General features: G+C 62.7%; 25 protein-coding genes. 6 read left to right on the top strand and 19 right to left on the bottom strand.

Annotated elements, in window-relative coordinates; genetic code table 11:
* The first annotated feature begins 140 nt into the window (after nucleotides 1-140).
* Nucleotides 141-1,427: a zinc-ribbon domain-containing protein gene (locus tag ABSB13_RS11260; RefSeq protein ID WP_428108316.1), complete on the top strand. Its 1,287-nt coding sequence runs from the start codon at nucleotides 141-143 to the stop codon at nucleotides 1,425-1,427.
* Nucleotides 1,428-1,443: 16 nt separating this feature from the next.
* On the opposite strand, the gene gcvH is transcribed toward ABSB13_RS11260, so the two are convergent.
* Nucleotides 1,444-1,833 carry a glycine cleavage system protein GcvH gene (gcvH, locus tag ABSB13_RS11255; protein ID WP_428108322.1) on the bottom strand — a complete coding sequence of 130 codons (390 nt, stop codon included), beginning with the start codon at nucleotides 1,831-1,833 and terminating at the stop codon, nucleotides 1,444-1,446.
* Between the two features lie 278 nt (nucleotides 1,834-2,111).
* On the opposite strand from gcvH, the gene ald reads away from it, so the two are divergent.
* Nucleotides 2,112-3,218: an alanine dehydrogenase gene (ald, locus tag ABSB13_RS11250; RefSeq protein WP_428108313.1), complete on the top strand. Its 1,107-nt coding sequence runs from the start codon at nucleotides 2,112-2,114 to the stop codon at nucleotides 3,216-3,218.
* 190 nt (nucleotides 3,219-3,408) lie between these two features.
* Here ald and ABSB13_RS11245 read toward each other — a convergent pair whose 3' ends face one another.
* The 7 genes from ABSB13_RS11245 to ABSB13_RS11215 form a co-directional block, all read right to left on the bottom strand.
* Complete coding sequence (locus ABSB13_RS11245) at nucleotides 3,409-4,203, bottom strand: hypothetical protein (RefSeq protein ID WP_428108310.1); 795 nt, start codon at nucleotides 4,201-4,203, stop codon at nucleotides 3,409-3,411.
* Complete coding sequence (gene aspS / locus ABSB13_RS11240) at nucleotides 4,200-5,993, bottom strand: aspartate--tRNA ligase (RefSeq protein WP_428108308.1); 1,794 nt, start codon at nucleotides 5,991-5,993, stop codon at nucleotides 4,200-4,202. The genes ABSB13_RS11245 and aspS overlap by 4 nt, the downstream gene beginning before the upstream one ends.
* Before the next feature lie 65 nt (nucleotides 5,994-6,058).
* Nucleotides 6,059-7,315, bottom strand: coding sequence for a histidine--tRNA ligase (gene hisS / locus ABSB13_RS11235; RefSeq protein ID WP_428108305.1), 1,257 nt, complete (start codon nucleotides 7,313-7,315; stop codon nucleotides 6,059-6,061).
* A 23-nt stretch (nucleotides 7,316-7,338) separates the two neighbouring features.
* A complete protein-coding gene (locus ABSB13_RS11230) occupies nucleotides 7,339-8,253 on the bottom strand; it encodes a polysaccharide deacetylase family protein (protein ID WP_428108302.1) in 915 nt (304 codons plus the stop codon).
* Nucleotides 8,254-8,360: 107 nt separating this feature from the next.
* Nucleotides 8,361-9,521, bottom strand: coding sequence for a thiolase family protein (locus ABSB13_RS11225; RefSeq protein ID WP_428108299.1), 1,161 nt, complete (start codon nucleotides 9,519-9,521; stop codon nucleotides 8,361-8,363).
* Nucleotides 9,522-9,594: 73 nt separating this feature from the next.
* Nucleotides 9,595-10,035 carry a Zn-ribbon domain-containing OB-fold protein gene (locus ABSB13_RS11220; RefSeq protein ID WP_428108296.1) on the bottom strand — a complete coding sequence of 147 codons (441 nt, stop codon included), beginning with the start codon at nucleotides 10,033-10,035 and terminating at the stop codon, nucleotides 9,595-9,597.
* 204 nt (nucleotides 10,036-10,239) lie between these two features.
* Nucleotides 10,240-11,019, bottom strand: a complete 780-nt coding sequence (locus ABSB13_RS11215) for an enoyl-CoA hydratase/isomerase family protein (RefSeq protein WP_428108295.1) — start codon at nucleotides 11,017-11,019, stop codon at nucleotides 10,240-10,242.
* A 152-nt stretch (nucleotides 11,020-11,171) separates the two neighbouring features.
* Between ABSB13_RS11215 and ABSB13_RS11210 the strand changes: the two genes are divergently transcribed.
* Complete coding sequence (locus tag ABSB13_RS11210) at nucleotides 11,172-11,651, top strand: hypothetical protein (protein ID WP_428108292.1); 480 nt, start codon at nucleotides 11,172-11,174, stop codon at nucleotides 11,649-11,651.
* On the opposite strand, the gene ABSB13_RS11205 is transcribed toward ABSB13_RS11210, so the two are convergent.
* From ABSB13_RS11205 to ABSB13_RS11155, 11 genes are all read right to left on the bottom strand, one after another.
* The gene (locus tag ABSB13_RS11205) at nucleotides 11,608-12,453 is read right to left on the bottom strand and encodes a class I SAM-dependent methyltransferase (RefSeq protein ID WP_428108289.1); all 846 of its coding nucleotides are present in this window, start codon (nucleotides 12,451-12,453) and stop codon (nucleotides 11,608-11,610) included. The genes ABSB13_RS11210 and ABSB13_RS11205 overlap by 44 nt on opposite strands.
* Before the next feature lie 3 nt (nucleotides 12,454-12,456).
* Nucleotides 12,457-12,648, bottom strand: coding sequence for a hypothetical protein (locus tag ABSB13_RS11200; protein WP_428108287.1), 192 nt, complete (start codon nucleotides 12,646-12,648; stop codon nucleotides 12,457-12,459).
* Nucleotides 12,649-12,674: 26 nt separating this feature from the next.
* Nucleotides 12,675-13,628 (bottom strand): class II fructose-bisphosphatase, encoded by a 954-nt coding sequence (gene glpX / locus ABSB13_RS11195; RefSeq protein ID WP_428108285.1) that lies wholly within the window; start codon nucleotides 13,626-13,628, stop codon nucleotides 12,675-12,677.
* A 13-nt stretch (nucleotides 13,629-13,641) separates the two neighbouring features.
* The gene (locus ABSB13_RS11190) at nucleotides 13,642-14,871 is read right to left on the bottom strand and encodes a cofactor-independent phosphoglycerate mutase (RefSeq protein WP_428108282.1); all 1,230 of its coding nucleotides are present in this window, start codon (nucleotides 14,869-14,871) and stop codon (nucleotides 13,642-13,644) included.
* Between the two features lie 32 nt (nucleotides 14,872-14,903).
* Complete coding sequence (thrC, locus tag ABSB13_RS11185; RefSeq protein WP_428108320.1) at nucleotides 14,904-15,968, bottom strand: threonine synthase; 1,065 nt, start codon at nucleotides 15,966-15,968, stop codon at nucleotides 14,904-14,906.
* Nucleotides 15,969-16,010: 42 nt separating this feature from the next.
* On the bottom strand, nucleotides 16,011-17,318 hold the full coding sequence (locus ABSB13_RS11180) for a homoserine dehydrogenase (protein WP_428108280.1): 1,308 nt from the start codon (nucleotides 17,316-17,318) through the stop codon (nucleotides 16,011-16,013).
* 29 nt (nucleotides 17,319-17,347) lie between these two features.
* Nucleotides 17,348-18,577 (bottom strand): alanine transaminase, encoded by a 1,230-nt coding sequence (gene alaC, locus ABSB13_RS11175; protein WP_428108317.1) that lies wholly within the window; start codon nucleotides 18,575-18,577, stop codon nucleotides 17,348-17,350.
* Nucleotides 18,578-19,193: 616 nt separating this feature from the next.
* On the bottom strand, nucleotides 19,194-19,736 hold the full coding sequence (locus tag ABSB13_RS11170) for a chorismate mutase family protein (RefSeq protein WP_428108278.1): 543 nt from the start codon (nucleotides 19,734-19,736) through the stop codon (nucleotides 19,194-19,196).
* Between the two features lie 31 nt (nucleotides 19,737-19,767).
* Nucleotides 19,768-20,613, bottom strand: coding sequence for a hypothetical protein (locus ABSB13_RS11165; protein WP_428108276.1), 846 nt, complete (start codon nucleotides 20,611-20,613; stop codon nucleotides 19,768-19,770).
* A gap of 16 nt (nucleotides 20,614-20,629) precedes the next feature.
* Nucleotides 20,630-20,764, bottom strand: a complete 135-nt coding sequence (locus ABSB13_RS11160; protein WP_428108273.1) for a hypothetical protein — start codon at nucleotides 20,762-20,764, stop codon at nucleotides 20,630-20,632.
* Between the two features lie 64 nt (nucleotides 20,765-20,828).
* Nucleotides 20,829-22,082 carry an MFS transporter gene (locus tag ABSB13_RS11155; RefSeq protein WP_428108271.1) on the bottom strand — a complete coding sequence of 418 codons (1,254 nt, stop codon included), beginning with the start codon at nucleotides 22,080-22,082 and terminating at the stop codon, nucleotides 20,829-20,831.
* A 554-nt stretch (nucleotides 22,083-22,636) separates the two neighbouring features.
* Between ABSB13_RS11155 and ABSB13_RS11150 the strand changes: the two genes are divergently transcribed.
* From ABSB13_RS11150 to ABSB13_RS11140, 3 genes are all read left to right on the top strand, one after another.
* Entirely contained in the window at nucleotides 22,637-24,061 is a 1,425-nt protein-coding gene (locus ABSB13_RS11150) for an ABC1 kinase family protein (RefSeq protein WP_428108268.1), read from the top strand.
* Between the two features lie 70 nt (nucleotides 24,062-24,131).
* A complete protein-coding gene (locus tag ABSB13_RS11145; protein ID WP_428108266.1) occupies nucleotides 24,132-25,310 on the top strand; it encodes an acyl-CoA dehydrogenase family protein in 1,179 nt (392 codons plus the stop codon).
* Between the two features lie 90 nt (nucleotides 25,311-25,400).
* Nucleotides 25,401-25,698 (top strand): inositol monophosphatase family protein (locus tag ABSB13_RS11140; protein ID WP_428108263.1); only part of this gene is annotated, 298 nt, incomplete at its 3' end.

Raw genomic sequence — 25,698 nt, 5'->3', positions numbered from 1 at the left:
GAAACGGCGCGTCAGAATCGCTATCCGCATTGAACGGCGCTCCGCGGCGTTGCGGCCGGATGGGTTTCGCGCGGCGCGCACAAAAGATGCGCGACCCATTGGCGTGTGATAATTTCATCGGCGGGATATGAGGTGGGGGAATGATCGAAATTCAATGCACCAGTTGCCATACCCGCTATCGAATTGATGAACGGGTCCTGCCCGACGATACACCGACCTTCAAGTGCTCGCGATGCGGCCATGTGTTCAACGCCGACCCGGTACCCGCAAGAGCGCGCAAAGCCGCTCCGCAAGCGGCCGAGAGCGAATCGCAACCGGCGCGCACGCTCCGCGCCGCACGCCCGCGCGCAGGCGTGCTCAAGTCTCCAGTCGAAAGCGACGTGGTCAAACGCGAGCATAGCGCGGAGCTGCGGCCATCGAATCCGCCCGAGCCGGAAGTTCACCACGAGCAAGAACGCGGCGAACCGGAAGCCGGCGATCCGCTCAATCGCCCCTTCGGCGACCGCGAGCAGAAAGCCGACACCGGCGAAAATCTGAAATTCGATTTCAGCGATGAGCGCGTTGAAATCGGCGATGCCCCGCCGGAGGACGAACTCGAGCGCCCCGAGCCCGACGACGGCGGATGGCAGGTGGGCGATGCGCCGGCTGAGTTCGAATCCGCGCCGATTCGCCAAGCCCCGGCCATGATGGCCGAGCCGGCGCCGCGTCCGGCGTCCAACCCGGTGCGTCGCGCCGATGAGCCTCTGCGTGCGGCGGCGCCGCGATTCGCGCCGCCGCCGGCATCCCCTAAAGCCGCAGGCTTCCAGCTGGGTCAGGTCAGCGACGAAGGCGCTGAATCGGCGTCGGCGGGCGCAACTCATGCGTCGGGGGTTTTTCTCGCGACGTTTTTCTTCATAGCGATCGTTTTCCTCGGTGCGAGCGCCCTGATTTGTAACGAGCCCGCCGCCAGCGCGCGCATTCTCAGCGAGGCTCCGCGAATCGGCGGTTACTTCGCGCGTCCAATCGTACCCGCGATGCTGGTGGCGCTGCATGACGTCCGTTCGGAGTATTACACGCTCAAGGGCGGCCATGTCGCGTTGGTGATAAGCGGCGACGCGCAGAACGTCGGAACGCATCCGCTCCATCTGGTCGAGATCGACGCCGATCTGATTGGCGACGGCGCGCATCCGATCGCCCGCCAGAGCGTCGATTGCGGCAACGAGCTCTCGGCCAAGATGCTTGGCGAGATGACGCCGCGCGAAATCGAATTCTCTCAGGGCTTGAGTCCGCAGAAAGGGTTCGCGATGGAGCCATCGGGGTCGGCTCCTTTCCTGATGGTGTTCATAAATCCTCCCGCGGGCGCCGGCAAGATTAGAATCTCGGTGTCAAAAGCCGTTGTGACGGCGACCGCTCCCGATTTCAGCGCAAACTCCGCGCCGCCGGACTGAAGCGCAGCCGCCGCGATTATTCCTTCTCGCGCGCGAGCAGCTCCGCGTATTCGTCGCCGTCCATCAGGTCTTCGAGATCGCTCAGGTCCGTGATCTTCACCTTGATCAGCCATCCGTCGCCGTATGGGTCTTCGTTGACGGTTTCGGGGCTCTCGCGCAGGTCTTCGTTGATCTCGATGACGGTTCCGGTAACGGGCGCGTAAATATCCGAGACCGCCTTGACCGACTCGACGACGCCGAACGGATCGTCCTTGCTGATCTTGTCGCCGACCGCGGGCAACTCGATATACACGATCTCACCCAACTGGTCTTGCGCGTGATCGGTGATTCCAACGGTCGCAACGACATCTTCAGTCGCGACCCATTCGTGCTCTTTCGAATATTTGAGTCCCTGCGGGATCTCCATGGCTCCTCCCGAATCGTTAGCGGTGCGCGCTTTGCGGCCGCTTCGCGCCAGGCCGATCGCGATCACGTCAATGCTCATGAAAGGCAGTGGAGTCAGTCTTGTCAAGTTCCGCTTCGCACCATCGCGGGCATCGATCATGCGCGCGACTCTTGACTGTTGCGCGTCGATCGCATTAGCGGTCGCACCCGCCGCGATTGCCAGGCGCTCGTCACGCGCCGTATCGTCGATGCCAGGCGGATGAGATCGATCGATCGCGCCAATGCGGAGGACCTATCTGCATGAATGTTGGAATTCCCACCGAAATCAAATCCGACGAACGGCGCGTATCGCTGACTCCGGCGGGCGTGGCCGCGTTGCGCGTGCATGGTCATCGCGTGACGGTTCAGGCGGGCGCCGGCATCGGCAGCGGATTTGCCGACAGCGACTATCGCAAAGCGGGCGCGTCGATCGTAACCGGCGCGTCCGGCGTATGGCGGCGCGCCGACCTGATTCTGAAGGTCAAGGAGCCGCAGCCGCCGGAGTATCCGCTGATGCGTCCGGGGTTGATTCTTTTTACCTATCTTCATCTGGCCGCGGACGGGCGCCTTTCGCGCGAGTTGATTCGCCGCCGCGTAGCGGCGGTCGGCTACGAAACGATCCAGCTCGAAGACTTAAGCTTGCCGCTACTGGCGCCGATGAGCGAGGTCGCAGGCCGGCTCGCGATTCAGGCCGGCGCCTGGTGCCTGCAGGCGCGCAGCGGCGGCCGCGGCGTGCTGCTCAGCGGAGCGTCAGGCGTGCGGCCCGGCAAGGTGGTGGTGGTAGGCGGGGGAATCGCCGGGCTGAACGCATGTCGGGTTGCCGCCGGCGTCGGCGCTGAAGTGACGATCATGGATATCAATCCGACCAGGCTGCGCTACCTGAGCGACCTGCTAGGCGGGCGCGTGACCACCGTGATGTCGAATCGCGCGACTCTCGACGAGGAAGTTACCAACTGCGATCTCGTGATCGGCGCGGTGCTGGTCCCGGGTGGACGCGCGCCGCGGCTTATAAGCGCAAAGATGGTTGCGCGGATGCGTCGCGGTGCGGCGATCGTGGATTTATCGATCGATCAAGGCGGAATCGCGGAGACCTCCGCGCCGACGACGCACGGGCGCCCGACGTTCATCCGTAGCGGCGTCGTGCACTACTGCGTGACCAACATGCCCGCGATGGTGCCGCACACGTCAACCTACGCGCTCACCAACGCGACGCTGAGCTATGCGCTGGAGATAGCGGATCACGGGATTCTCGGCGCCGGACTGCACAACCCCGCCATTCGCAACGGACTCAACATCTTCGACGGCCATGTCGTCCATCCCGCGGTCGCGCAGGCGCTCAAGATGAAGCCGCACTCGCCGTGGGAATAACGCATCAGGCTCAATGTTTTTTGGCCGTGGCGACGGCAGCGCAGTATCGAGCCGTTGGCAGGGGCCCGCGCGCGACAACGGAGCTCGGCCTTAACGGCGGGTGCAGGGGTCACCCCTGCCAGGGGTCACCCGTGCCCAAGGAAGTGTGAAACCCAAGGTGGGTTTCACATTTAATAAACCGATTTACCCTTCAATAAATGCCCTGAGGGCCGGTGTTGTAGCGCTGCTGTCCGGACTTGATCTCGCCGTAGGTACCGGTTTCGAAGCGCTTGACGTTTTGGGTCAGGTTGAGATCGCCGTGAAGATTGGCGACCGCTTCCTTCACGCCCTCGAGCGCAATCTCATGGGCGCGCACCCAACGCCCGGAACGCTGTACGAAATTGGCGAGGTCGAACAGATTTTGGCTCAAGGCCGCCTGCGACTTGGCAAACTTCGCCGTCCAGACGACTTGCTTGCTCTTGAGATCGACGAACTTGAGCGAGAACGCCACCGAAGCCGGGCTGGCCGCCGAGTAATCCATCCCGACCCGTTCCTTGTAGCGTTCGACAGTGCCGTAGATTATGCCGTCGGCCGACATCTCATGGCCCAGCAGGAGCGCGTTCTCGTCGAGGTTCGCGATCGTGGTCGGCGGCATCTTCTGCATCGCCACCGCGACATCCTGTTCGGGGAGCGGGTCCCACCCACCTGCCACGGCGACCTGGCTGTAGAGTTCGGCGGTAACCGCCTCAGCGGCTCCTGGAGCCAGCGGCTCGGCGCCACCGGGGGCGGCTTCGATCAGCGGCATCACCGCCACACGGTTGATGGAGAGCGTTTTGATCGAGCTCACCGCATGCGCCTTGACGTTGCGGTTGTTGATCGCGTCGCTGACCGCCCCGGTGGTGGAGTTAACCGCGTCCGCCGCGATCGTGGTGCACCCCGGCGCCATCCACAACGCTGCTGCCACCAGCGCCAACCGCGCGGACCCTGCCGTCCAACTGGCTTTCATGACGTCACCTTGATCGACAACTCCTTGAGCTGGCGCGGATCGACTTCCGACGGCGCTCCGCTCATTGGGTCAACCGCCTTTTGCGTCTTGGGGAACGCAATCACGTCACGCAGCGAATCGGCGCCGCACAGCATCATGCAAATCCGATCGACTCCGAAGGCGATTCCGCCATGGGGCGGCGCTCCATATTTCAGTGCGTCCAGCAGAAAACCAAAGCGATCCATCGCGTCCTCGCGGGTCAGCCCCAACAATTCAAATACCTTCAATTGAAGCTCGCGGCTATGGATACGAATCGAGCCGCCGCCGAGTTCCTGGCCGTTAAGCACCATGTCGTACGCGAGCGCGCGAGCCTTGAGCGGCGCGGATTCGAGCATCGCTAAGTCGTCGGGATTCGGCGCCGTGAACGGATGGTTCACGGAAACGATGCGCTTGTCGTCGGTGCTGTAATCGAACAGCGGGAAATCGACGACCCACAGGAATTTGAGCTCGTCAGATTTGTCGAGAGCGAATTTCGCGGCGAGCTGCAAACGGATGTCACCGAGGACCGGGCGCACTTTGTCCGCCGGTCCCGCGACCATCAGCAACGTACCGCCGGCTTTCAGAGCCGACGCCGCAGTCGCCGCGGCTCTCTCGCCGTCGCTCAAATACTTTGCGATCGGTCCCTGCCATCCGCCCTCGCCCGCCTTTATCCACGCAAGTCCCATCGCATGGCGCGATTTCACCGACTCGGTAAGCTCGTCGAGTTCACGGCGGCTAAGCGTGTGATCGCCCGGGACGTTTATTCCATATACGGATTCGCCGCGCGCGAGAATTTCCGCGAATACCTTGAACGAGGTCCCCGCGAATGCGGCCGTGAGATTTTTCAGCTCGAGCCCGAAGCGCGTATCGGGCTTGTCGACGCCGAAACGTTCCATCGCCTCGGCATACGGCATACGCGGAAATGGCGGCTTCACGTCAACGTCGAGCACGTTGCGATAGACCGACGCGATCATTCCCTCGGCGATCGATTGGATATCCTCGGGCCGCGGGCAGGTCATCTCGATATCGATCTGGCTGAATTCCGGCTGGCGATTCGCGCGCAAATCCTCGTCGCGGAAGCACCGCGCTATCTGATAGTAGCGATCGAGTCCGCCGATCATCAGAATCTGCTTCAACAACTGCGGCGATTGCGGCAGCGCGTAGAATTTGCCCGGGTTGACGCGGCTCGGCACCAGGTAGTCGCGCGCGCCCTCGGGCGTCGATTTGAAAAGTATCGGCGTCTCGACGTCGATGAACCCGTTTTGATCGAGATGGCTGCGAACCGCCTGCAACGCCTGATGGCGCCAGCGAAGGTTGCGCTGCATCTCGGGGCGGCGCAGATCGAGATAGCGGTGCTTGAGGCGAATTTCCTCGGCGGTCGCGTCGGCGTCGGCAATCTGAAACGGCAGCGGCGCCGACGCGCTCAGGGTCTCGAATGCGCTGACCAGGACCTCGATTTCGCCGGTTGGAAGCTCCGCGTTGACGGTGCCTTCGGCGCGGCGCACGACCTTGCCCTTGACCGCAACGTAAAACTCGGAGCGCGTCTCGCCGCCGGCCTCGTGAGCGGCGCCGTCGTGCTTGGGATTCAGCACCAGCTGGACGATACCGTCGCGGTCGCGAAGATCGATGAAGATAAGCCCGCCATGATCGCGCCGGGTCTGGACCCATCCCCATAGCGCAACCTCCCGGCCAACGTCGGTGGCGCGAATCGCGCCGCAGTAATCGGTTCGCGGCCAGGGCGGCAGCGGAGAATATTGCTCAGTTTTCGCCATTACCCATCACAGTTGAATGCTGGTTGTTGTCGAAGAATACCTGTGCCAAGGAGCGGGTGAAACAGTCACTCTTTGCCGGCCGCCGCAATCGCGCGGGCCGCCTCGGCCACGGTGACTTCGCGCTGCGTGCTATGCTTCAGGTCGCGCACCTGCACGACCCCGCGCGCAATTTCGTCGTCGCCGATTATCACCGCCGCGCGCGCGCCGATCTTCGACGCACGGGCCAGCAACGCCTTCATCTTACGCTCGGGCGAAAGCATCTCGACGTTCAGATTTGCCTCGCGCAGATTGCGTGCCACGACGATCGCATGGCGCGTCGCCGCCGGCCCCATCGCAATTATCGCGGCGTCAGGCGCGGCCGCGGGCGCCAGCCCGGCCGCTTGCAGAGCCAGCGCCATCCGATCGATGCCGATCGCGAAACCGATTCCCGCAACCGCCGCACCGCCCATCGTCTCGACCAGCCCGTCGTATCTTCCTCCCGCCACCACCGTGCTCTGCGCGCCCAGACCGCCCGCCATCACCTCGAACGCGGTGCGCGTGTAATAGTCCAGGCCGCGCACCATGCGCGGATTGACGATAAACTGGACGTTCGCGGCGATCAGAAGTTCCTTGACGGTATCGAAGTGTGCCCGGCATTCGCCGCACAGGTAATCGAGGCTTTTAGGCGCCGACTCGGTGAGCTTCGCGTCAATTTTGCAGTCGAGCAGACGCAGCGGATTGCGGTCGATGCGGTTGTGGCAGTCGTCGCAGAGCGCGTCCCAATGCGCCCGGCCCCATTGCACCAGCGCCTCGCGAAAGGCAGGCCGGCACTTCTGGTCGCCGATCGAGTTGATCTCCATGGTGAACGGAACTTTGAGGTCGCGGCAAAGCTCATCGATCATTATCAGGATCTCGGCGTCGCAGGCGGCGTCGGGGCGGCCGAATACCTCGACGCCGAACTGATAGAACTGCCGATAGCGGCCCTTCTGCGGGCGTTCGCGACGGAACATCGGACCTGAGTAGAACAGCCGCTGCTCGGGATCGGTGCGATCGAGGCCGGCCTCGATGTATGCGCGCACCACGCCGGGTGTGCCTTCGGGCCGAAGCGCGACGACCGTTTCGCCTTCGTCGCGATCCGCGAACGTGTACATCTGTTTTTCGACGATGTCCGAAGTCTCGCCGGTCGAGCGCTGGTAGAGTTGCGTGCGCTCGAGCACTGGGATTCGGACCTCTTTCATCGAATAGCGCTCGGCCAGCACCCGAGCCCGCTCCTCGACGAGACTCATCGCACTCGCGTCGGCGCCGATTAGATCGCGAAATCCTCTGAGTCGTGTCAGTTCCAAGTTGTCACACTGTTTTTAATTCATCACGCGCGAGCCTGGTCGCCGCGCATCAGGTCGCGCAGCCTGCGAAAGCCGACGAGCGCGACGCCCTCGTCCACGATCAGCCGGCGCGCTTTTTCGGAAGTGAAGTACCGCAAGTCAGCCTCGCGCTGGAAAGCGTCGTGCGCACAGCTCTTGAGTTCGTCGCGAGCGAGCGCGGGATGACACAAAATCTCGGTCACGCCCGGCTGAAGAGTGCGAATAAGATTCGTCCAGTAGGATTCGGTCTCGCCCACCGACGACGGCCCGTGGAAAACCAGATGATCGGGAGTGACGACTCCGAACCTATCGAGCAGATCGAGAATCGCGCCCATCCCTTCTGTGCTCATCAGGCGGCGCGACACCAACCTGATCGGCACTTGATACTCATCGGCCAGCCGCACGTAAATCTCGTGATAGTCGGCGCGCAATTGCAATGTGCCCATGTGCGAATCGAGGTGAGTCGCATCGATTCCCGCCGCGAGCGCTTTTTCGATTTGCGCGCGCAGTTCTGCCTCCGCCTCGTCGAGGCGGGCATGCTCGTAAACTTGCGCGACGGTCTGCCACAGATACCCGCGCTCATCGACCAGCGACGGCACGGCGCGCCGCCCCAGCACTGGTCCCCACTTGTAGCGATCCCATTCAGCGGTCAGCGTGAGATGTACGCCCAGGTCGGCGGCGGGATTGGTCCGCGCGAACTCCGCCGCCTCCTCGAACCACGGGCACGTCACAAGAATCGTTGACGACGTGAACAGGCCATCCGTCAGGCCCCGGATGACGCCCTCGTTCTGGTCGTGGCACATGCCAAAATCATCCGCGTTGAGGATGAGCACCCGCGCGTCCGCCGCGTAGCCGAGTCGTTCAGCCATCGTTTCCGGGCGGTTGCTGATTTTTCCCATCGGGTCCATCGAATACTTCACTCGGTCGAGTTCGAGCTTCCGAATTTATCGGCCCGATCGGGAAAGAAAAAGGGCCGCCTTTTTGGGCGGCCCTCTCTCGAAGCGCCGATTAGGCGTTGCTTCCTGAATTATACCGTCAGGATATGGATCGTGCAGGCGGAACCCAGCCCGATCACGTGGGCCTGGCCCGCCTTGGCGTTAGGCACCTGGCGCTCTTTGGCGCGATCGTCCTGCGTCAGATGCCAAACCACTTCGCAGATATTCGCGACGCCGGTGGCGCCGAGCGGATGCCCCTTGGAGAGCAACCCACCGGAAACGTTGACGGGATCATGGCCGCCGAGGCCCGGATGCATGCCGCCGCCCGAGTCGATGAACTTGCCGGCTTCGCCGTCGCCGCACAGTCCGAGGTTTTCGTAGTGCACCAGCTCAGCCGTGGCGAAGCAATCATGCAATTCAGTGAGCGCGATATCCTTGGGTCCGATGCCGGCTTTCTCGTAGGCCTGCTTCGACGCGCGCCGCGTGAGCGTGCTGACGTCGGGCAGCGTGAGATCGCGATCGGTCCACGGATCCGAGGTAAGCACCGACGCCGCCACTTTCGCGCGTTTGCGTCCGCCGGCGAGCTGTTTCAGCTTGTCCTCGCTGACCAGAATCGCAGCAGCCGCGCCGTCTCCAGTCGGGCAACACATATAAAGAGTGTTGGGGAAGGCGACCATGCGCGCATTCATCACGTCTTCGAGTGAGACTTCGTTGCGATACTGCGAGAACGGATTCTTGGTCGCATGCTTGTGCGACTTCACCGAGATTTTTGCGAAGTGCTCCCGCGTCGTGCCGTACTTGCGCATGTGCTCGATGCCCGCCTGGCCGAAGACCGCCGGCATCGTGCCGGAGCCGAGCTTGCCCTCGGTCAAGTACGCGGGGTCGCCGCCGCCTGCCCCGCCAAGCAATCCCGCCTTGCCCATCTGCTCGACGCCAACCGCCATCGCGATGTCGTACATACCCGCCGCGATCGACATGTACGCCTCGCGAAACGCCGTCGAGCCGGTGGCGCATGCGTTGGCGACGTTGATTACCGGGATTCCGGTCTGGCCAATCTGCTGCAGGATTCTCTGTCCGATCATCGCGTTGGACTGCATGAGATTTCCGCAGGCGAACATCTCGACGTCCTTGATTGCAATTCCGGCGTCCTTGAGCGCGAGCATCGCCGCCTGGCCGCCGAGTTGCGGAACGGTCTTGTCGGGATAGCGTCCGAATTTGATCATCCCGGTTCCCAGAACATAAACATTTCGCATCTTGATTCCTCCTGACGGCCCGGCCCCAAGCTCAGGTCCGCCGTAATATTGCTCGGCGCGCTTGCCGGGCGCCCTAATTCTTGCTCGGCCGGTACGAAAAGGCGATTACGTCGTGCCCTTCGCGATCCTTGGCCGCAACGCCGGTCACCAACTCAACCGGCAGGTTGAAAATCTTGTTGGGTTCCTTCTGCGCCTGCTCGGGATCGACGTCGGTCAGATTCGCGCGGACGCTGACGCCCTCGGGCAGATCGACAATCGCCGTCACATACGGCGTTTTGATTCCCGGATATGACTGATGCACGACCGAGAACACGTACACCTTGCCCTTATCGGACAAGCTCAGCGGTTTGAACTTGTCGGCCTCGCCGCACTTCGAGCATGCCACGCGCTTGGGATCGAGATAGATTGCGCCGCACGCGCACTTGATACCTTCGAGATGGGGCTTGGGCTCCAATTTCAGCCATGGAACAATTGGGCGCGGTCCCGTGTCAGTAGCTTGAGCCTGCTCAGCCATACAGATCCTCCGAACGGTTCGATGATGGGTCAGAACGGCTAACGCCGCCCGTGTGGCGGCGTGGTCCTTCTCTTTGGCCGGAGTTTCCCACAGGGGGCTGGAAGTCGTCAACCCTCGCCCCCGCGCTGCTAATCGAGCCGCGGGACCGCTGCGCGAAGCCGGCAAAAATCGAGGGTCGGGACGATCGCGCCGCCCCCACGAAGGTCATTTGTGCTGCCAGTTGGGCGGCCGCTTCTCGACGAATGCGCTCGTCCCCTCGACTCGATCCGCGCTGCCGAACACCACCCCGAACGCCTCCTGCTCGAAGCGCAGTCCGGCATCCTCTTCCATCGTGGACGCAGCCCGCAGCGCGGCTTTCGCCTGGCGCAGTGCGAAGGCGGATTTCCCCGCGAGTTTCTCCGCCAGCTTGCGCGTGGTTTCGGCAAGCTCTGCCGGCGCCACGACCTGGTTGACGAGGCCCAGCTCCAGCGCCGTCTTCGCGTCGAACATCTCGCCCGTCATGATCAGCTCGCGCGCCTTGTTGTGGCCGATTCGATGCGGCAGGCGCTGCGTGCCGCCGAAGCCCGGGATGAGTCCGAGATTTATCTCGGGCTGCCCGAAACGCGCCTTTTCGCTGGCGATGATCAGGTCGCATGCCAGCGCAAGCTCCAGACCGCCGCCGAGCGCGAAGCCATTGACCGCCGCGATGACGGGTATCGGCAGGTCTTCGAAACTTTCCATCACGCGATGACCGAGGCGCGAAAAATCCAGCCCTTCCGCGGCCGACATTTTTGACATCGCCGCGATATCCGCACCTGCGACGAACGCCCGATCGCCCGCGCCGGTGACGATTAGCACGCGCACCGACGAGTCGTGGCGAACCTCGCGAATCACCCGCGCCATTTCCTCGAGCACCTCGCGATTCAACGCGTTCAGCGCCCCCGGACGGTTGACGGTCAGGGTCGCAATCGCGGCCTTTTCGAAAATTATATTTTTCAGCTCCACCTGCGCACTCCTTGGAAAATCGCGACGCCCGTGCCACGAGTCCCGCGCTCCTAGTTCCGCCCCGCGCGCTTTGACTGTCAACCCCCGCCGCAGCGCGAAGCTTGCCGCGCCGGTGCTTGCGCAAGGCTCATCGCCCGCGAAACAATGCGCACGTGCCAGGCAAAGCCACAGACTGCGGCGCCGCAAGCGTCCGCGCGATCGCCGGCCTGCTCGCGCTTGTCATCCTGTTCGTCGTTGCATCCGGATGCACTCCGCCGGCGCAGAAATTTGTCGACAAGATTCGCGCTGAAGCAACCGAGAAATGCAATGAAGGCAACCAGGCGGCCTGTCATACGATCGTGCAGGCGCTAGGCGGCGCCAAGGTCGCCATCGAATCCACCGCGCCGCTCGAGACGCAAACCCCCGCCTGCAACGCCGGCAAACAGGACGCATGCCAACAGATCGCCGTACTGCACGGTGAGTTGAGCTCATGGTGCTCGATGGGTAACGGGCAGGCGTGCTCCGCCGTCAACACCGGTCCGTGGCCGGCGAAATGGGACGAGCCCGCGCTGATCGACGCGGCCAAGCTGGCGTGCCTCAGCGGCCGCTTCAAGCCGGATTCAAACACCTGCCAGGCCCTGGAAATGATGTAGCGCCGTCCGCCGAGGGCGCGGCGCGCTCGGCGACGATCACCATCCGCTTGCCGTACAGCAGCGCCGGCGACAGCACGTGGCCGATGATCTCGCGGGTGACCTCGTCGCGCGGCGGCCGATGGCCGGGGCGGCGCGCGTTGCGGGCGGATGCAGCCGCCGAAAATTTCATCGCCATCCACAGAATCGGGACAATCGGCGACATCGCCACCGAGGTGGGACTCCACCGGTCCGTATAAACCTCGAGATGGTCAAAGCCCGCCAGGCGCATCATGTATCGCGCGCGATAGTAGTCGAGCATGAACGCGTGACCGTGATAAATACGGCGCGGATTGCGGCTGCGCGGCGTCTGAATCTCGTTCATCAAGCCGCGGCGCAGATTGCGCTGCCCGGTCAGAAAGCCGCTGGCGCGGGCCGACAGATGCATGAGGTTGGGCGTCGTCAGCACGATCTTCCCGCCCGGCCGGATCACGCGCGCGCAATCGCGGAGAAATCCCATCTGATCCTCGAGATGCTCGATCCCTTCGCGCGACAGCACGTAGTCGAAGGACTCGTCGCGAAACGGCAGCGCCTCGTTGGCATCCGCGCAGATCCATGCGGCCGCCGGTTCGCGCCACGCGGCAGGAAAAAGATCGACCGAAACGACGCGATAGCCCAAATCCGCCAGCGCGCGCGACTGGATCGCTCCGCCGGCCGGGATGTCGAGCACGATCCCCGGCTTCATCGCGCCGAACAGTCCGTCGCGCCGCCCGCGCCGGCGAACGACTACGTCGCCCTCTATCGGCCGTAATTGCGAATCTGGCAAGGATTACTGCCGCTCTTCGAAGCCGAGCGAAATCATCATCTCGCGCAGCGATTGATCGACGACCAGGTACTCGGTGAGCGATAGATACACGTGGCATCCGCGATGCCCTTCCTGGCCCGGGATTTCGACGATTTTTACCACCCGGTCGCCGTTAATCATCGCGGGCTTGTTATCGATCGTCACGCGCAGCCACATTTACAACTACCTTTCCGCCAGCCGGCTTAGTACTCGGGCTTGAAATCGAAACGATGAATCGCTTCGATGAAGCGGATGGTGCGCGTCTTCGAGCGCATCACGACGCTGTTGGTCATCGCGCCGCCGGAGAAGAACCGCACCCCGCGCAGATAGTCGCCGGTGGTCACTCCCGTCGCCGCGAACATCACGTTGTCTCCCGCCAGTTCCTCCAGCGTGTAGCGATGCTTCAAATCCATGATCCCCATCATCAGGCACGCCTCCGCTTCCTCCGGGTTGCGCGGCACGAAGCGGCACTGCATCTCGCCGCCGGCGGAACGAATCGCCGCGCCGGCCAGCACGCCCTGATGCGCTCCGCCGATTCCGATCAGCATGTCGATTTCGCTCTCCGGCCGGGTGGTGGCGATCGCGGCGGACAAGTCGCCGGCCGAGATCATCTTGATCCCGGCGCCGGCGCGGCGCACTTCATTGATCAACTTCTCATGGCGCGGGCGATCGAGGATCGCGACGCGCAAATCCTCGACGTAAACTTTTTTTGCATCGGCCAGTGCTTTGAGATTGTCGCTCGGCGATCTGTCGATATCGATCACGCCGCGTCCCGCCGGCCCGCACGCGACCTTGTCCATGTAAGTATCGGGGCAGCGCAGGATTCGCCCGCGCTCCGCCAGCGCAACGCACGACAGCGCGTTGGGCCCGCCGGTCGCGCAGATTAGCGATCCTTCGATCGCGTCGAGCGCGACGTCGATTTCGGTTCCCGCGCCGGTCCCGACGATTTCGCCCTCGTACAAAAGCTCGGCGTCGCCCTCTTTGCCTTCGCCGATCACTATCTTGCCGTCCATCGCCACCGAGTTCAGCGTCTTGCGCATTGCGTCGCACGCCGCTCGATCCGCCAGCCGCTCGTCGCCCTTGCCGATGAAACGCGCCGCCGCCAGCGCCGCGGCTTCCGTCGCGCGTACTACTTCGAGCGCAAGATTCCGTTCCATCCCGGCCTCCAGGTCATTTCGATGCGGTCTTCAAGGGGCGTCCGAACAACGATTCTATCAGGTGATAGCCATCGCCGACGAGCAGGCCGGTCGCCGTCCCGTCACTTTCTGTGTAGCGGCGCGCCGTGGCGCCGCCCGCTTTCGACTGCGCCGACGTCATCAGCGCGAACGGGACGGGTTCCGGCGAATGCGTCTTGAGCTGGCTCGGCGTCGCATGATCCGGCATCAGCAGAATCGCGAAATCGCCCAGGCCGCCCAGCCCCGCGAGCATCGGTCCGATAATCAACTCGTCGATACGCTCGATCGCTTCCTTCTTCAGATCGGCGCGGCCCATGTGACCGGCCTCGTCGGGCGCCTCGATATGCAGCAGCAGGAAGTCGCGCGCTTTGAGCGCCTCCAGACCGTAACGCGCCTTCGCGGCGTAATCCGTGTCGAGAAATCCGGTGGCGCCCGGCACCTTGATCAGCTTCAGTCCGGCCAGCCGGCCCAGTCCGTTGACCAGATCGACGGCCGATATCACCGAGCCTTCGACGCCGAAGCGTTCCTTGAGCGTCGGCACCTCGGGCCGCGTGCCCTGCCCCCAGAACCACGCCGATGTCGCCTCGGTTTTGCCCGCCGCACGGCGCGCCTTGTTCACCGGATGCTCGCGCAAAATCTCCACCGAGCGCCGCATCAGATCGCGGAGCAAATCCGCCCCCGCGCCCTTGGGCAGATACGCTTCGACGGGCTTGCCCGTGATGTCGTGCGGAGGCGTGAGATTCGTCGTCGCGATTCCGCTGCGCCACACCATCAGATGCCGGTAGCTGACGCCGTTGAAAAACTCGATTCCGCCGCCCGCCAGTTCGGTCCGAAGGTCGGCGACGATCTGCGCGGCTTCCTCGCTGCTGATATGCCCCGAGGTGAAATCGTTCATTATCAGCGCGCCGCCGTCACCCGGCTTCAGCGACACGAGATTCATTCGAAACACCACGTCGCGCGGCCCCATCTCGATTCCCTGGCTCGCCGCTTCGATTGGCGCGCGCCCGGTGTGATAGCGCGCCGGGTCGTAGCCCAGCATCGTCATCGTGCCGACATCGCTCCCCGGGGGCATCCCCTTGGGAATCGTCGCGACCATCCCCAGCCGCCCGCGCGTCGCCATCAGGTCCATGTTGGGCTTGTGCGCTGCCTCAAGCGGCGTCTTGCCGCCGAGTTCCTTGCACGGCCAATCGGCCATCCCGTCGCCGTGTATGATGACGTACTTCATCGCATCGATCGGCCGCGGTCGAGTCGCGCCGCTTATTCGCGCTCCAGAACTTTCAGCACTTTGGCGAGGTCCGGCTCGACCACGATCGTGTTACTTAAATTTTTCAATGCCGTGTCGGGATCTTTCAGGCCGTGTCCCGTCAGCGTGCACACGACCACCGCGCCCGGCTTGAGCATCCCGGCGCCCGCGTATTTCAGCAGCCCCGCGACCGACGCCGCCGACGCCGGCTCCGCGAATACGCCGCCGCTGGCGATCAGGCGATACGCCGCGAGAATCTCCTCATCGGTCACGATGTCGATAATCCCGCTCGACTCGTCGCGCGCCGTGGTCGCACCCTTCCAGCTCGCGGGATTGCCGATTTTGATCGCCGTCGCGATGGTGTGCGGATCGTCGATCGGATGGCCGACCACGATCGGCGCCGACTCTGCCGCCTGGTAGCCCATCATCTTCGGGACCCGCTCGCTCAATCCCACCGATTTATATTCCTGGTAGCCGGCCCAATAGGCCGTAATATTTCCGGCGTTGCCCACCGGCAGGAAATGATGCGTCGGCGCGTCGCCCAATTGATCGCAAATCTCGAACGCCGCCGTCTTCTGCCCCGCGATTCGATCGGGATTGACGCTGTTGACCAGCCGAATCCTGACCGGATCGCGCTCCGCAAGATCGCGCACCAGCTTCAGACAGACGTCGAAGTTGCCGATCACCTCGAGCACCCGCGCGCCATGCATCACGCTTTGCGACAGCTTGCCAAGCGCCACCGCGCCCTTGGGGATCAGCACGTAGGCCTTCAGCCCCGCGCGGCCCGCGTAGGCCGCCGCCGACGCCGCCGTGTTGCCGGTCGAGGCGCAGATTACCGCGCGCGCGCCCTCGCCCAGCGCCTTCGACATCGCCAGCGTCATGCCCCGGTCCTTGAACGAGCCGGTCGGGTTGGCGCCTTCAAACTTAAAGTAAACCTTGATGTGTGCGCCGAGCCGCTCCGCAAGCCGGCGCACCTCGATAAGCGGCGTGTTGCCTTCGTTGAGCGTGACCACCGGCGTCGAATCCGTCACCGGCAGGAAGCGGCGGTAATGCTCGATCAGTCCGGGCCAGTAAGACAACCGCGGTTGCTTGGATTCGCGCTTGATGTCCGACGCCATCGCCTAAAGCTTCTCCTCGATTCGGATAAACGCGGGAGCCGACTGCACGATTTTCTTCCTTCGAATCTCCGCCAGCGCGCGTTTCAGACTGCGCTCGGGCGCGTCGTGGGTCCGCATGATAACCGGCACCGTCTGCGCCGCTCCGCGGCCCTTCTGGATCACCGACGCGATCGAAAGCCCGTGACTGCCCAGCACCGACGCGATCGCGCCGAGCACCCCGGGCTTATCCCGCGCCATGAACCGCAGGTAATACTCGCATACCACGTCGTCCATCGGCTTGACACTGGCGTTCTTCATCAGCCGGATCGGAAATCCAAACGCATGCGCTCGCGCCGAGCCTTCGGCCAGGCGATGCCGCGCGATGTCCAGTATGTCGGCCGCCACCGCCGTCGCCGTGGGCATCTCGCCCGCGCCCAGCCCCGAATACATTGTCGCGCCGAGCGCGTCGCCGTGGATATAGATCGCATTGTACGCGCCGCCGACTCCCGCCAGCAGGTGGCGTTGCGGGATCATCGTGGGATGCACCCGCGCCTCGATGGCGCCGTCGGCATCCTTGCCGATCGCGAGCAATTTGATCGCGTAGCCAAGCTCGCGCGCGTACGCGATGTCGGCCTGCGTAATCCGCGTGATCCCTTCGGTGTAAATCTGCGCCGGTTTCACCATCACGCCAAACGCAAGCGTCACCAGCAGGCAAAGTTTGTGCGCCGAATCATGCCCCTCGATATCCAGCGCGGGGTTCTTCTCGGCCAGGCCTTTGTCCTGCGCGTCGGCCAGTGCGGCGTCAAACTCGACGCCGTTCTCCGTCATCGTGGTGAGAATGTAATTGCAGGTGCCGTTGACGATTCCATAAGCCGCGCGTTGGCGATCGCCGGCCAGCGCCTCGCGCAGGGTGCGGATGATCGGCACACCGCCGCCGACGCTTGCCTCGAAACCGACCGCCAGGCCGCGTCTCCCGGCCTCGCGAAAAATCTCGCCGCCATGCTCCGCGAGCAAAGCTTTATTCGCAGTAACGACGTCCTTGCCCGCCGCCAGCGCCTTCATGATCAGCGCGCGGGCTGGTTCGTAGCCGCCAAACAGTTCGACCACGATATCGATATCGGGACGCGTGACCACCTCCGCCGCGTCTGTGGTAATCAATTTCGCCGGCACGCCAAGCGCGGCGACCAGCTTGACCCTCAGATCCGCCACCGCCGCCAACTGAACCGGCGCGCCGAGCATGCGTTCGTATTTGTCGCGGTTGCGCAGGAGCAGCTTCACCACGCCGCCGCCAACGGTACCGCATCCGAGCAGAGCAATCCGTATCGGTCTCAATTTGTCCCCCATTACTTGCGCAATTGCGCTCAGGAGGCGCTGGCCGTGCGCGCCGGTATATCGGCGTGGCCGGCTCTAAGCGCGTGCCGAATTCCGCGCAACGCCTGGCGGGTGCGATGCTCGTTCTCGATAAGCGCGAAGCGCACGAACCCGTCGCCGTCCTGTCCGAAGCCGATCCCCGGCGAGACCGCGACCTTGGCCTCGGCGAGCAGGAACTTCGAGAACTCCAGCGAACCCATCGCGCGGAACGGCTCCGGAATCGGCGCCCACACGAACATCGTCGCCTTGGGTTTCTCCACCGGCCAGCCGGCCCGGTTGAGTCCGTCCACCAGCACGTCGCGCCGCCGCCGGTACCGCGCGACGATCTCGGCGACGCAATCCTGCGGTCCGTTGAGCGCCGCGATCGCGGCGACCTGCACCGGCGCGAACATCCCGTAGTCGAAATACGATTTCAGCCGCGCCAGCGCCGCGATCATCTCGCGATTGCCCACCGCGAAGCCCACCCGCCAGCCCGGCATGTTGTAGCTCTTCGACAGGGTGAAGAACTCGACGCCGACATCCTTGGCCCCCGCCACCTGCATCATCGACGGCGCCTTGTAACCGTCGAAGCACAGGTCCGCGTACGCGAAGTCCTGTGCGACCATGATGTTGTTTTCGCGGGCGAACTCGACCACCCGCTGCATGAAGTGCAAATCGACGGTCGCGGTGGTCGGGTTGTGCGGGAAGTTCATGATCAGGAACTTGGGCCGCGGCCAGCACCGCTTCACCGCGTCCATCAGCTCGTCGAAAAATTCCTCGCCGCGCCGGATCGGGACGCCCTGCACCTGCGCGCCCGCAATGATGCATCCGTACTGATGAATCGGGTAGGTCGGCGTCGGCGCCAGCACCACGTCGCCCTGGTCCAAAATCGCCAGCGTCAGGTGCGCGATCCCTTCCTTCGATCCGATCGTGACGATCGCTTCCGAATCGGGATCGAGCTCGACGCCGTAGCGCCGCTTGTACCAATCGCAGATCGCCAGCCGCAGCTTGAACACCCCGCGCGACACCGAGTAGCGATGGTTGGCGTTCTTGGAGGCCGCCTCGATCAGCTTCGCCACGATATGCGGCGGAGTCGGCTCGTCGGGATTTCCCATCCCGTAATCGATTATGTCCTCGCCGGCTCGGCGCGCCTTGAGGCACAATTCTCCGATCGCATTGAAGACGTAGGGTGGCAGCCGTTTGATTCGTGGAAAATCCATTTTACTCTTGCGGTTGGCGATTATTCGCGGACTCCGCGTCCGCGCAATGTGCGAGCTATAAGTTTTAACGGACGCCCGCCTCCGCCGCTAGTGGGGATGCGGCCCGGAAGAACTTAATTGAAATGAAACCCACGGTGGGTTTCAAACTTCCTTCGGCAGGGGCCAGCCCCTGCGCCCGAGTAAGGAAGAAGATGCGGCCTGGCGGCCTGTTAGGACTTTTCTTGTGTCATCCTGAGCGCAGCGAAGGAACTCGGTTCCTGCCTCGCCCGTTATTTCACGGGAGAGGCGGCCGGCCGCGCAGCAGCCGGTAGGTGAGGGTTCTGCCTCCGGCGCCCGCGTCCTCTTTTTGTGTCATCCCGACCGGAGTTTGCGGAGCGGAGGGACCACGGATCTTTTTCTTCGCCGTGTGTGCATGTACCCGGCACTGCCCAAGCTTGAACTATTCGCCCGCGAGCAGCGAACAGCGTGAAGGCTGGAGTGCTTGGGCCAATCAGGCCGCCGCATAGCCGGCTCGTTCGTCAAGCATGCGCGCCACTACTCGCTGCTGCTCGCCGAGGGGCATCTGAGGCGGCGAAACTGGCGGGTTTTTTCGCACATTTCGTCACGGGAAAGTCGCTTAGAGGTCAAAAAGGGCAGTTTAATCTTTACGTTCTTGTTCCCAAAATTTCGTCTCTGTGCGCAGGCGCTTGGCTTCCCAGGCTTTCTGGGCTTTGTGGCCGCGACCGACTTCGTTGATGACGTAAAAGCGATAGAGGTCCTCAAGGTCTTCATACAGATCATCTTGCCAGAGATCGCGGAGGTATTTGATCTGGCCATGCTCGCGGGCGAAGAGGAAATATTGGGCGGCGTACCAGCCGAGCGTGCTTTGGTAGATGAAGGGCATATCGCCTGAGAGCTTAAACATCGAGGCAAGCTTTTCGAAGAATTCGAGGATGCCTTCGAGGCGGGAATGATCCCATCCCTCGCTGCCGGGCGCATGCACGGCTTGGCGGGCTTTAATCATTTCATTCGAGTTCCACTCTTTGTCCAGATCGAGATAAGTGGAAAATGCGATCTGCTGCTTGATGAGGTAGCCCTGCCAGAGGACTACGTCGGTCGCGACGAAACCTGCGAGCAGGGCCGCAAAAGTGGCCGCGGCACCCCACTGGCGTTGTATCGCGCAGATCATCAGTGCGACCAAGAGGGCGAGCGTCAGTATTCCGAAAAAGAATTTAATTCTTATTACCTTTATTGAGCCTCTGAGCGCTTCCTAATTCCACACTGTTGGTCGCAAGCTGAACAGGCACACAATCCGAGCGCACTCCATAAAGAATTTTCACCTTGTCGCACTTCGATTCTAAGACCAGTTTGCAAAGGCCTTCAGTCGCTAGTATGGGTTTCAGAGCGCCGTACAATTGGGGCAAATCTGAGCTGAGGAATTTTTCTATGTCGTCGGATTTCGGGTCTGTAAGGATCATTTCTACAACAATCCTACCGCTATCATCTTGAGCGTCGAAAATAAAAGAAAACAGCTGGCCCTTGGGGCCCCTGCGCGTCAGTTTCTTGAGCCCTGATTTGACCACATCCCAGCTATCCGCGCCGATTTTGTTAACGAACCCTCCGGCAAAATTTCCGATGACGAAGAGACCAAGGATTTCGAGAGCACTTACCGGATCAAGTGATTTTTTGAACTCTTCCTTGGGCTTCTCACCGAGAGCGCGCGAAATCTTTCGGATGATCTTTTGATTCTCGGCATCCTTATAGCTTCTGTCGTACGCGACCATGGGCTTGTCGAGAGAGGGCATGGGCATTTTCCGGGTCTTATCCAACGCCGGTAAACTCTGATCGTCGAAAAATTCAACATCGCCCTCTATTGCACATTCACCATCCGGCAAAAGCTTCAGCCGGGTTTTGCGAATGCGGCCTAGTGGCGGAATACGCGGATCATGTTCGACGCCAAATGGAATGTAGCTGCTGTTTGCTTGGTCAACCATCGAAGACAGCACGCTAACAGGGAATATGTCGCCCTGTTTGTCTACGTGGGAACTAGCGATAAATTGGTTTTTGAGTAGCTTCATAGAATTTCAGGGACCGTCATGGCGAGGAGGGCTCGACCTGTAGCGTCATCTCGTCGGTCTCGGCCGGAATTTCCATTTTGAATCCTGATTCAGCGTCGCACCAATACCAGCGGTTTACAAACGCGAGGTTCGAGCCCGATTTTGAGTCCATGAGGCTTCACGACGACCTCAAGTTTTGCCTTTCGTCCTCGGCAAAAACGCGCCCGCCATTCCGATCACTTTGCCGGGATCGCCAGCGCGGCCGCTGCGCGCGTGCGCTGGCGCGTCGCCCAATACACCGGCGCCGCGCACACCGATATCAGCCCCGCGATCTGCCATTCGAACGGTATCCCCGCCGTATCCGCGATTCGCCCGGCAAACAGCAATCCCATCGCGCCGCCCATCGTCTGGAACGTGGAGTTGAACGACAACAGCGTCGCGCGATTGCCCGCCTCGATCTGCTCGTTGAACCAGCTCTGAACCAGCGGCATCATCGCCCCGGTGAACAGATTCATCACGAACAGCATCGCCAGCGAGACCGCCGGCCGCCCGCCGAACAGCCCCGCCAGGAACAGCATCACGCTCGCGCCGGCAACCAGCATGCCCACGCGCGCAGCGCGCCGCGATTCGTCGCTCTGGATGCGCGCGCTGAGCTCCGCGCCGACCAGCCGCGCCGCCGACAGGCCGCAATAGATCCAGCCGACGATCCACACGCCGACTTTCAGTCTCTCGTTGAACATTATCGGCCATTCGATCCAATACGGCGCCCACGCCGCAAACGTGATTGCACCCGCCACGCTTAGCATCAGGACCGTATGCGCGCCCAGTCCGGCGCGGATGCCGTCGGCAACGTTCGCGGCGACCTGGCGCGGAATCGCCGCGATCCTGACCGTCGTGGTGTGCGGCCGCTCGTCGTGCATCAGGAATGCGCCGACCGTGCCGCTGACCATGTAGCCGGCTGCGCCGAGCAGCCACGGCCATGCGATATCGACGTTGCCCACGTACGCGCCGATCATCGCCGACCCCATGAAGCCCAGCGTCGTCAGTTGCGTGATTCGCGAGAACAGCCGGTCCTTGAGGCCGTCGTAGCCCGCGTCATCAAGCGCATCGACACCCCACGCGTCAATCGCGCCGTTGCCGAAGGTCGTGCCGACACCGTCGATACTCTCGGCGATCAGGAACACGTAGTAATGATGCGCCATGAAGTACAGGAGGAACGCGCAGACCCGCAGCGATGCGCCCAGCACGTACGAGCGGCGCCTGCCGAGCAGGTCGGCGAACGCGCCGGTGGGCACGTCGGTCAGGAACAGGACGATGAAGTACGTCGCAAGTACGCTGTTTATCTGGAACTGGTTGAGCCCGCGCGAGCGCAGAAAGATCGGATAGACGCCGAACATAAAACCGCCGGCAAACGAGTACAGGCCCCATACCGTGTAGTAGCGGCGGATGATCTCGCGAATAGTCGGAGCATGCGGTCGTGTGGTTTCCACGGAACTTTTTCCACCCTGTCCGTCACGCCAAAAGAAAAAGCCCCGGGGCTCTCAAGCGCCCGGGGCTTTTTAGAGCCAAGTATCGATGTCCGTCTCAATTCAGGAGGACCTTCATTGAATTGGGGACGCGACGTACATCACCACTCGGCTTCATGGCGGCCAGAGTAACCGACCGGCCAATCACGAGTCAAGCGCCGTTCCTTGGGCGTAGTGCCCTAATCTGGAGGATATTCGGAGTTAGAATTCCACACTCAATTTGCGGCGCCCTTCTGCTATCACCCGCCCGTGTCATTCTAGAGCGGAGTCTGCGCAGCGAAGAATCCCGGATCCGGGTTCCTTCGCTGCGCTCAGGATGACTCAAAAAAAGTTCTAGCCGGCCGTCAGGCCGCATCTCTTCTTTTCACTGGGTGCAGGGGTCAGCCCCTGCCGCCCGCCGCAGTCTGTCAGGTTGGCAAGCTCAACGATTACCCGCCACCGGCGCTCTGTTCTCATAACCGCACGCATACCATAGGATTTAGCCTTCGCTTGACGAGACGCTGATCCGAACTCTTCGCATGAGCAACGCCAGCATTGACCGCAGCTTCGACTTTCCCGCCGACGTGCCCGAGCCCGGACTCGTGACCCGCGTGTGGCGCTTTGGCAACGTGGTGTGGCTGGCGGCGTACGTGTACGCGGGCTACAAATGCACCCAGCTCTGGACGCGGCTGGTCAGCGATCGCGACAAGGCCGAACTCTATCGCCGCCAGGATCTTCGCGCGGCGCAAGCGCTCAACCGCACGTCAATCCGCCTGGAAGGTTTGCTCATCAAGGCATGCCAGTTCATCGCGACTCGCGCCGACGTGCTCCCCGACGAATGGGTATCCACGCTGTCGGGCCTGCACGATCGCGTTCCACCGCGGCCGTTTGCGATGATCCGCGAACAGATCGAGCGCGAGCTGCGCCGGCCGCTCGAAGACGTTTACGCCGAGTTCGATCCCGTGGCGCTGGCGTCGGCGTCGCTCGCGCAGGTGCATCAGGCGCGGCTACACGACGGCCGCCGATGCGCGGTCAAGGTGCAGTATCCCGGCATCGACGGGATCGTCCGCGCCGATCTGCGCAACATGACGCTGGTGCTGCGATGGCTGGCGATGCTCGAACGCGACTTCGACTATCGCGTCCTGATGCGTGAGGCGCTCAAGTACATCCCGATGGAGCTGGACTTCGATCACGAGGCCGACAACTCCGCAACGATGCGCCGCAACTTCGCCGCCGACCGCGACGTGATGGTCCCCGAGGTCTATCGCGAGTTCACCACGCGGCGCGTGCTCACGATGGAACTGGCCGAAGGAATCAAGGTCACCGATGTTGACGCGCTCGAGCGTGCGGGGATCGACAAGCATGCGGTCGCGCAGAAACTGATCGAGATTTTCTGCGACCAGGTTCTGCGCGACGGCTTTTTCCACGCCGATCCGCATCCCGGCAACATCCTTGTTCAGCCCGGCCCCCGGATCGTGCTGCTCGACTTCGGCCTGGCCAAGGATTTCCCGCCCGCGTTCCGCGACGGCATCGTGCGCCTGACGTTTTCGATCCTCACTTCGAATCGCGATGGAATCGCGGCCGCGTTCAAAGAGCTGGGCTTTCGCACCCGCACCGGCAATCCCGACACGCTGCTGGCGTTTGCCGACGCGTTTCTCGGCAGCACCATCAAGTCGAAGAAGGCCTACGCGGACAAGGACATGGTGGAGAAGTTCTCCGAGGAGCTGCCGCGTGCGATTCGCGCCAATCCGGTCGTCGAAGTTCCCGCCGACGTCTTGCTGGTCGGGCGCATGATGGGTCTGCTGAGCGGCCTGGGCAAGACCCTCGACTCGCAAGTCGATCTGTTCGCGACGATCATGCCGTATGCGCAGCGCCTCATGATGTCGCAGCCGGCGCCCGCGCCTGCCGTCGGCCTTCTCGACTCCGCGGCAGACGCCCCCACGGACACTCCGGCCGGCAAGTAGGCCGGTTTCGCCGCGCTCCGCTTTCATGGCACTGTTTTGCCGATGCGATTTTCCACCCGGAGTCCAACTGATGTCTGATCGACGCAATAAACTTGTGCCACTCGCCGCGGAGCTCGCGGCCGATTTTGCCACTCGCGCCGGCGAACACGACCGCGCCAATTCGTTCCCCGTCGAAAACGTCGATAAAATGAAAGCGGCCGGATACACCGCGCTCGTCATTCCCGAAAAATCCGGCGGACTCGGCGCTGACCTCGAGGATTTCGCGCTCTGCCAGGAGCAGCTCGCGCAGGGATGCGCCGCGACCACGATCGCAATCAACATGCATCTGTTCGGCATCGGCAGCATGGTCGAGCGCGCCACCGGCCGCCCGGAGGAGGATTTGTTCTTCGACGCGATCGCGCGTGGCCGCCAAATCCTCGGCGGCGGTATCAGCGAACCCGAGACCGGCGGCGATTGGGGCTACTTCGCCACCCGCGCGCGGCGCGACGGCGAGACTTACGTTCTCAACGGCCGCAAAACCTTCACCAGCCTCTCGCCCGTGATCGATCTGTTCATGGTCATGACGACGATCGAGGACTCGAGTCCGCCCGCCGCCGCCACCTTCGTCGTGCCGCGCGGCACTCCCGGCCTCGAGCTGGTCGAAACCTGGGACGCGATGGGGATGCGGGCGACGGCCAGCCACGACCTGGTGATCAAGGACGTCCGCGTGCCCGCGATCGCGATGGCGGAATTGCGGCCGATCGGTCCGGTCAACGACCAGGCGATTTCGCTGTTCGCATGGTTCGGCCTTTCCGTCGCCGCGACCTATACCGGCGTGGCGATTGCCGCGCTGAAGTTCGCCAAAGAATTTGCCGGCCGCCTCAAACCGCTCACCCAGCCGCGGACGATCAAATATTTGCCCGGCGTTCAGTTCGCCATTGCCGAGGCCGAAGCGCTGATCGCGCAGTCGCGCGCGCTCTATCTCGGCGTCGCCCGCGACTATATTGGCGATCGCGCTTCATTCAAGGGTGAGACCGGATTGGCGCGGGTCGTAATGCCGAAGTATGTCGCGACCAACAACGCGGTACGCGCGGTTGACTACTGCATGGAGGTCGTCGGCGCGCACGGGATGTTGAAAAAATTTCCCATGGAGCGCTATTACCGCGACGTTCGCGCCGGCCCCAATCATCCCCTGTCCAACGCCCGCGCCCGCGAGCTGCTCGGCAAGGCCGCGCTCGGCGTGGGCCTGGCCGAGACGCCGCGCTGGTGAATGCGCAGCCGCGCCGCGCATTGCCGACTGTCGATTGATCTGCGCCTGGCGCTGGACGACTCTCGTCGCGAGTAATATCGTGCCTGAATTGTGATCAACGAAATCGAACAGGTTGCGCTCCGCGCCGCGCGTGCCGCCGGCAGAATCCACCTCAAACGGCTCAGCAGAATAAACATCAGCCGCAAGTCGAACTCGATAGATCTGGTCACCGAGGCCGACCGCGAATCGGAAGCCGCAATCATCGAGGTCATCCATCGCGCATTTCCAACCCATGCGATCCTCGCGGAGGAAAGCGGCGCCAGCGCGCATCAAAGCGACCATCGATGGATTATCGATCCGCTCGACGGCACCACCAACTTCGCGCACGGCTATCCGCAATTCTGCGTAT

It is taken from the genome of Binatus sp. (SeqCode), assembly GCF_050013435.1.
GTDB lineage: Bacteria > Desulfobacterota > Binatia > Binatales > Binataceae > Binatus.
Note: the sequence above shows the minus strand (reverse complement) of the source record. Positions and strands in the feature narration are given on the sequence as shown.

What these genes read in the sequence shown, in the direction of transcription:
- ABSB13_RS11150 (WP_428108268.1), top strand. Translation starts at nt 22,637, where the DNA reads ATGAGCAACGCCAGCATTGACCGCAGCTTCGACTTTCCCGCCGACGTG.
- aspS (WP_428108308.1), bottom strand. Translation starts at nt 5,993, where the DNA reads ATGGCGAAAACTGAGCAATATTCTCCGCTGCCGCCCTGGCCGCGAACC.
- ABSB13_RS11225 (WP_428108299.1), bottom strand. Translation starts at nt 9,521, where the DNA reads ATGCGAAATGTTTATGTTCTGGGAACCGGGATGATCAAATTCGGACGC.
- ABSB13_RS11260 (WP_428108316.1), top strand. Translation starts at nt 141, where the DNA reads ATGATCGAAATTCAATGCACCAGTTGCCATACCCGCTATCGAATTGAT.
- gcvH (WP_428108322.1), bottom strand. Translation starts at nt 1,833, where the DNA reads ATGGAGATCCCGCAGGGACTCAAATATTCGAAAGAGCACGAATGGGTC.
- ABSB13_RS11200 (WP_428108287.1), bottom strand. Translation starts at nt 12,648, where the DNA reads ATGTGGCTGCGCGTGACGATCGATAACAAGCCCGCGATGATTAACGGC.
- ABSB13_RS11190 (WP_428108282.1), bottom strand. Translation starts at nt 14,871, where the DNA reads ATGAAGTACGTCATCATACACGGCGACGGGATGGCCGATTGGCCGTGC.
- ABSB13_RS11165 (WP_428108276.1), bottom strand. Translation starts at nt 20,613, where the DNA reads ATGAAGCTACTCAAAAACCAATTTATCGCTAGTTCCCACGTAGACAAA.
- ABSB13_RS11245 (WP_428108310.1), bottom strand. Translation starts at nt 4,203, where the DNA reads ATGAAAGCCAGTTGGACGGCAGGGTCCGCGCGGTTGGCGCTGGTGGCA.
- ABSB13_RS11220 (WP_428108296.1), bottom strand. Translation starts at nt 10,035, where the DNA reads ATGGCTGAGCAGGCTCAAGCTACTGACACGGGACCGCGCCCAATTGTT.
- glpX (WP_428108285.1), bottom strand. Translation starts at nt 13,628, where the DNA reads ATGGAACGGAATCTTGCGCTCGAAGTAGTACGCGCGACGGAAGCCGCG.
- ABSB13_RS11160 (WP_428108273.1), bottom strand. Translation starts at nt 20,764, where the DNA reads ATGGACTCAAAATCGGGCTCGAACCTCGCGTTTGTAAACCGCTGGTAT.
- ald (WP_428108313.1), top strand. Translation starts at nt 2,112, where the DNA reads ATGAATGTTGGAATTCCCACCGAAATCAAATCCGACGAACGGCGCGTA.
- ABSB13_RS11145 (WP_428108266.1), top strand. Translation starts at nt 24,132, where the DNA reads ATGTCTGATCGACGCAATAAACTTGTGCCACTCGCCGCGGAGCTCGCG.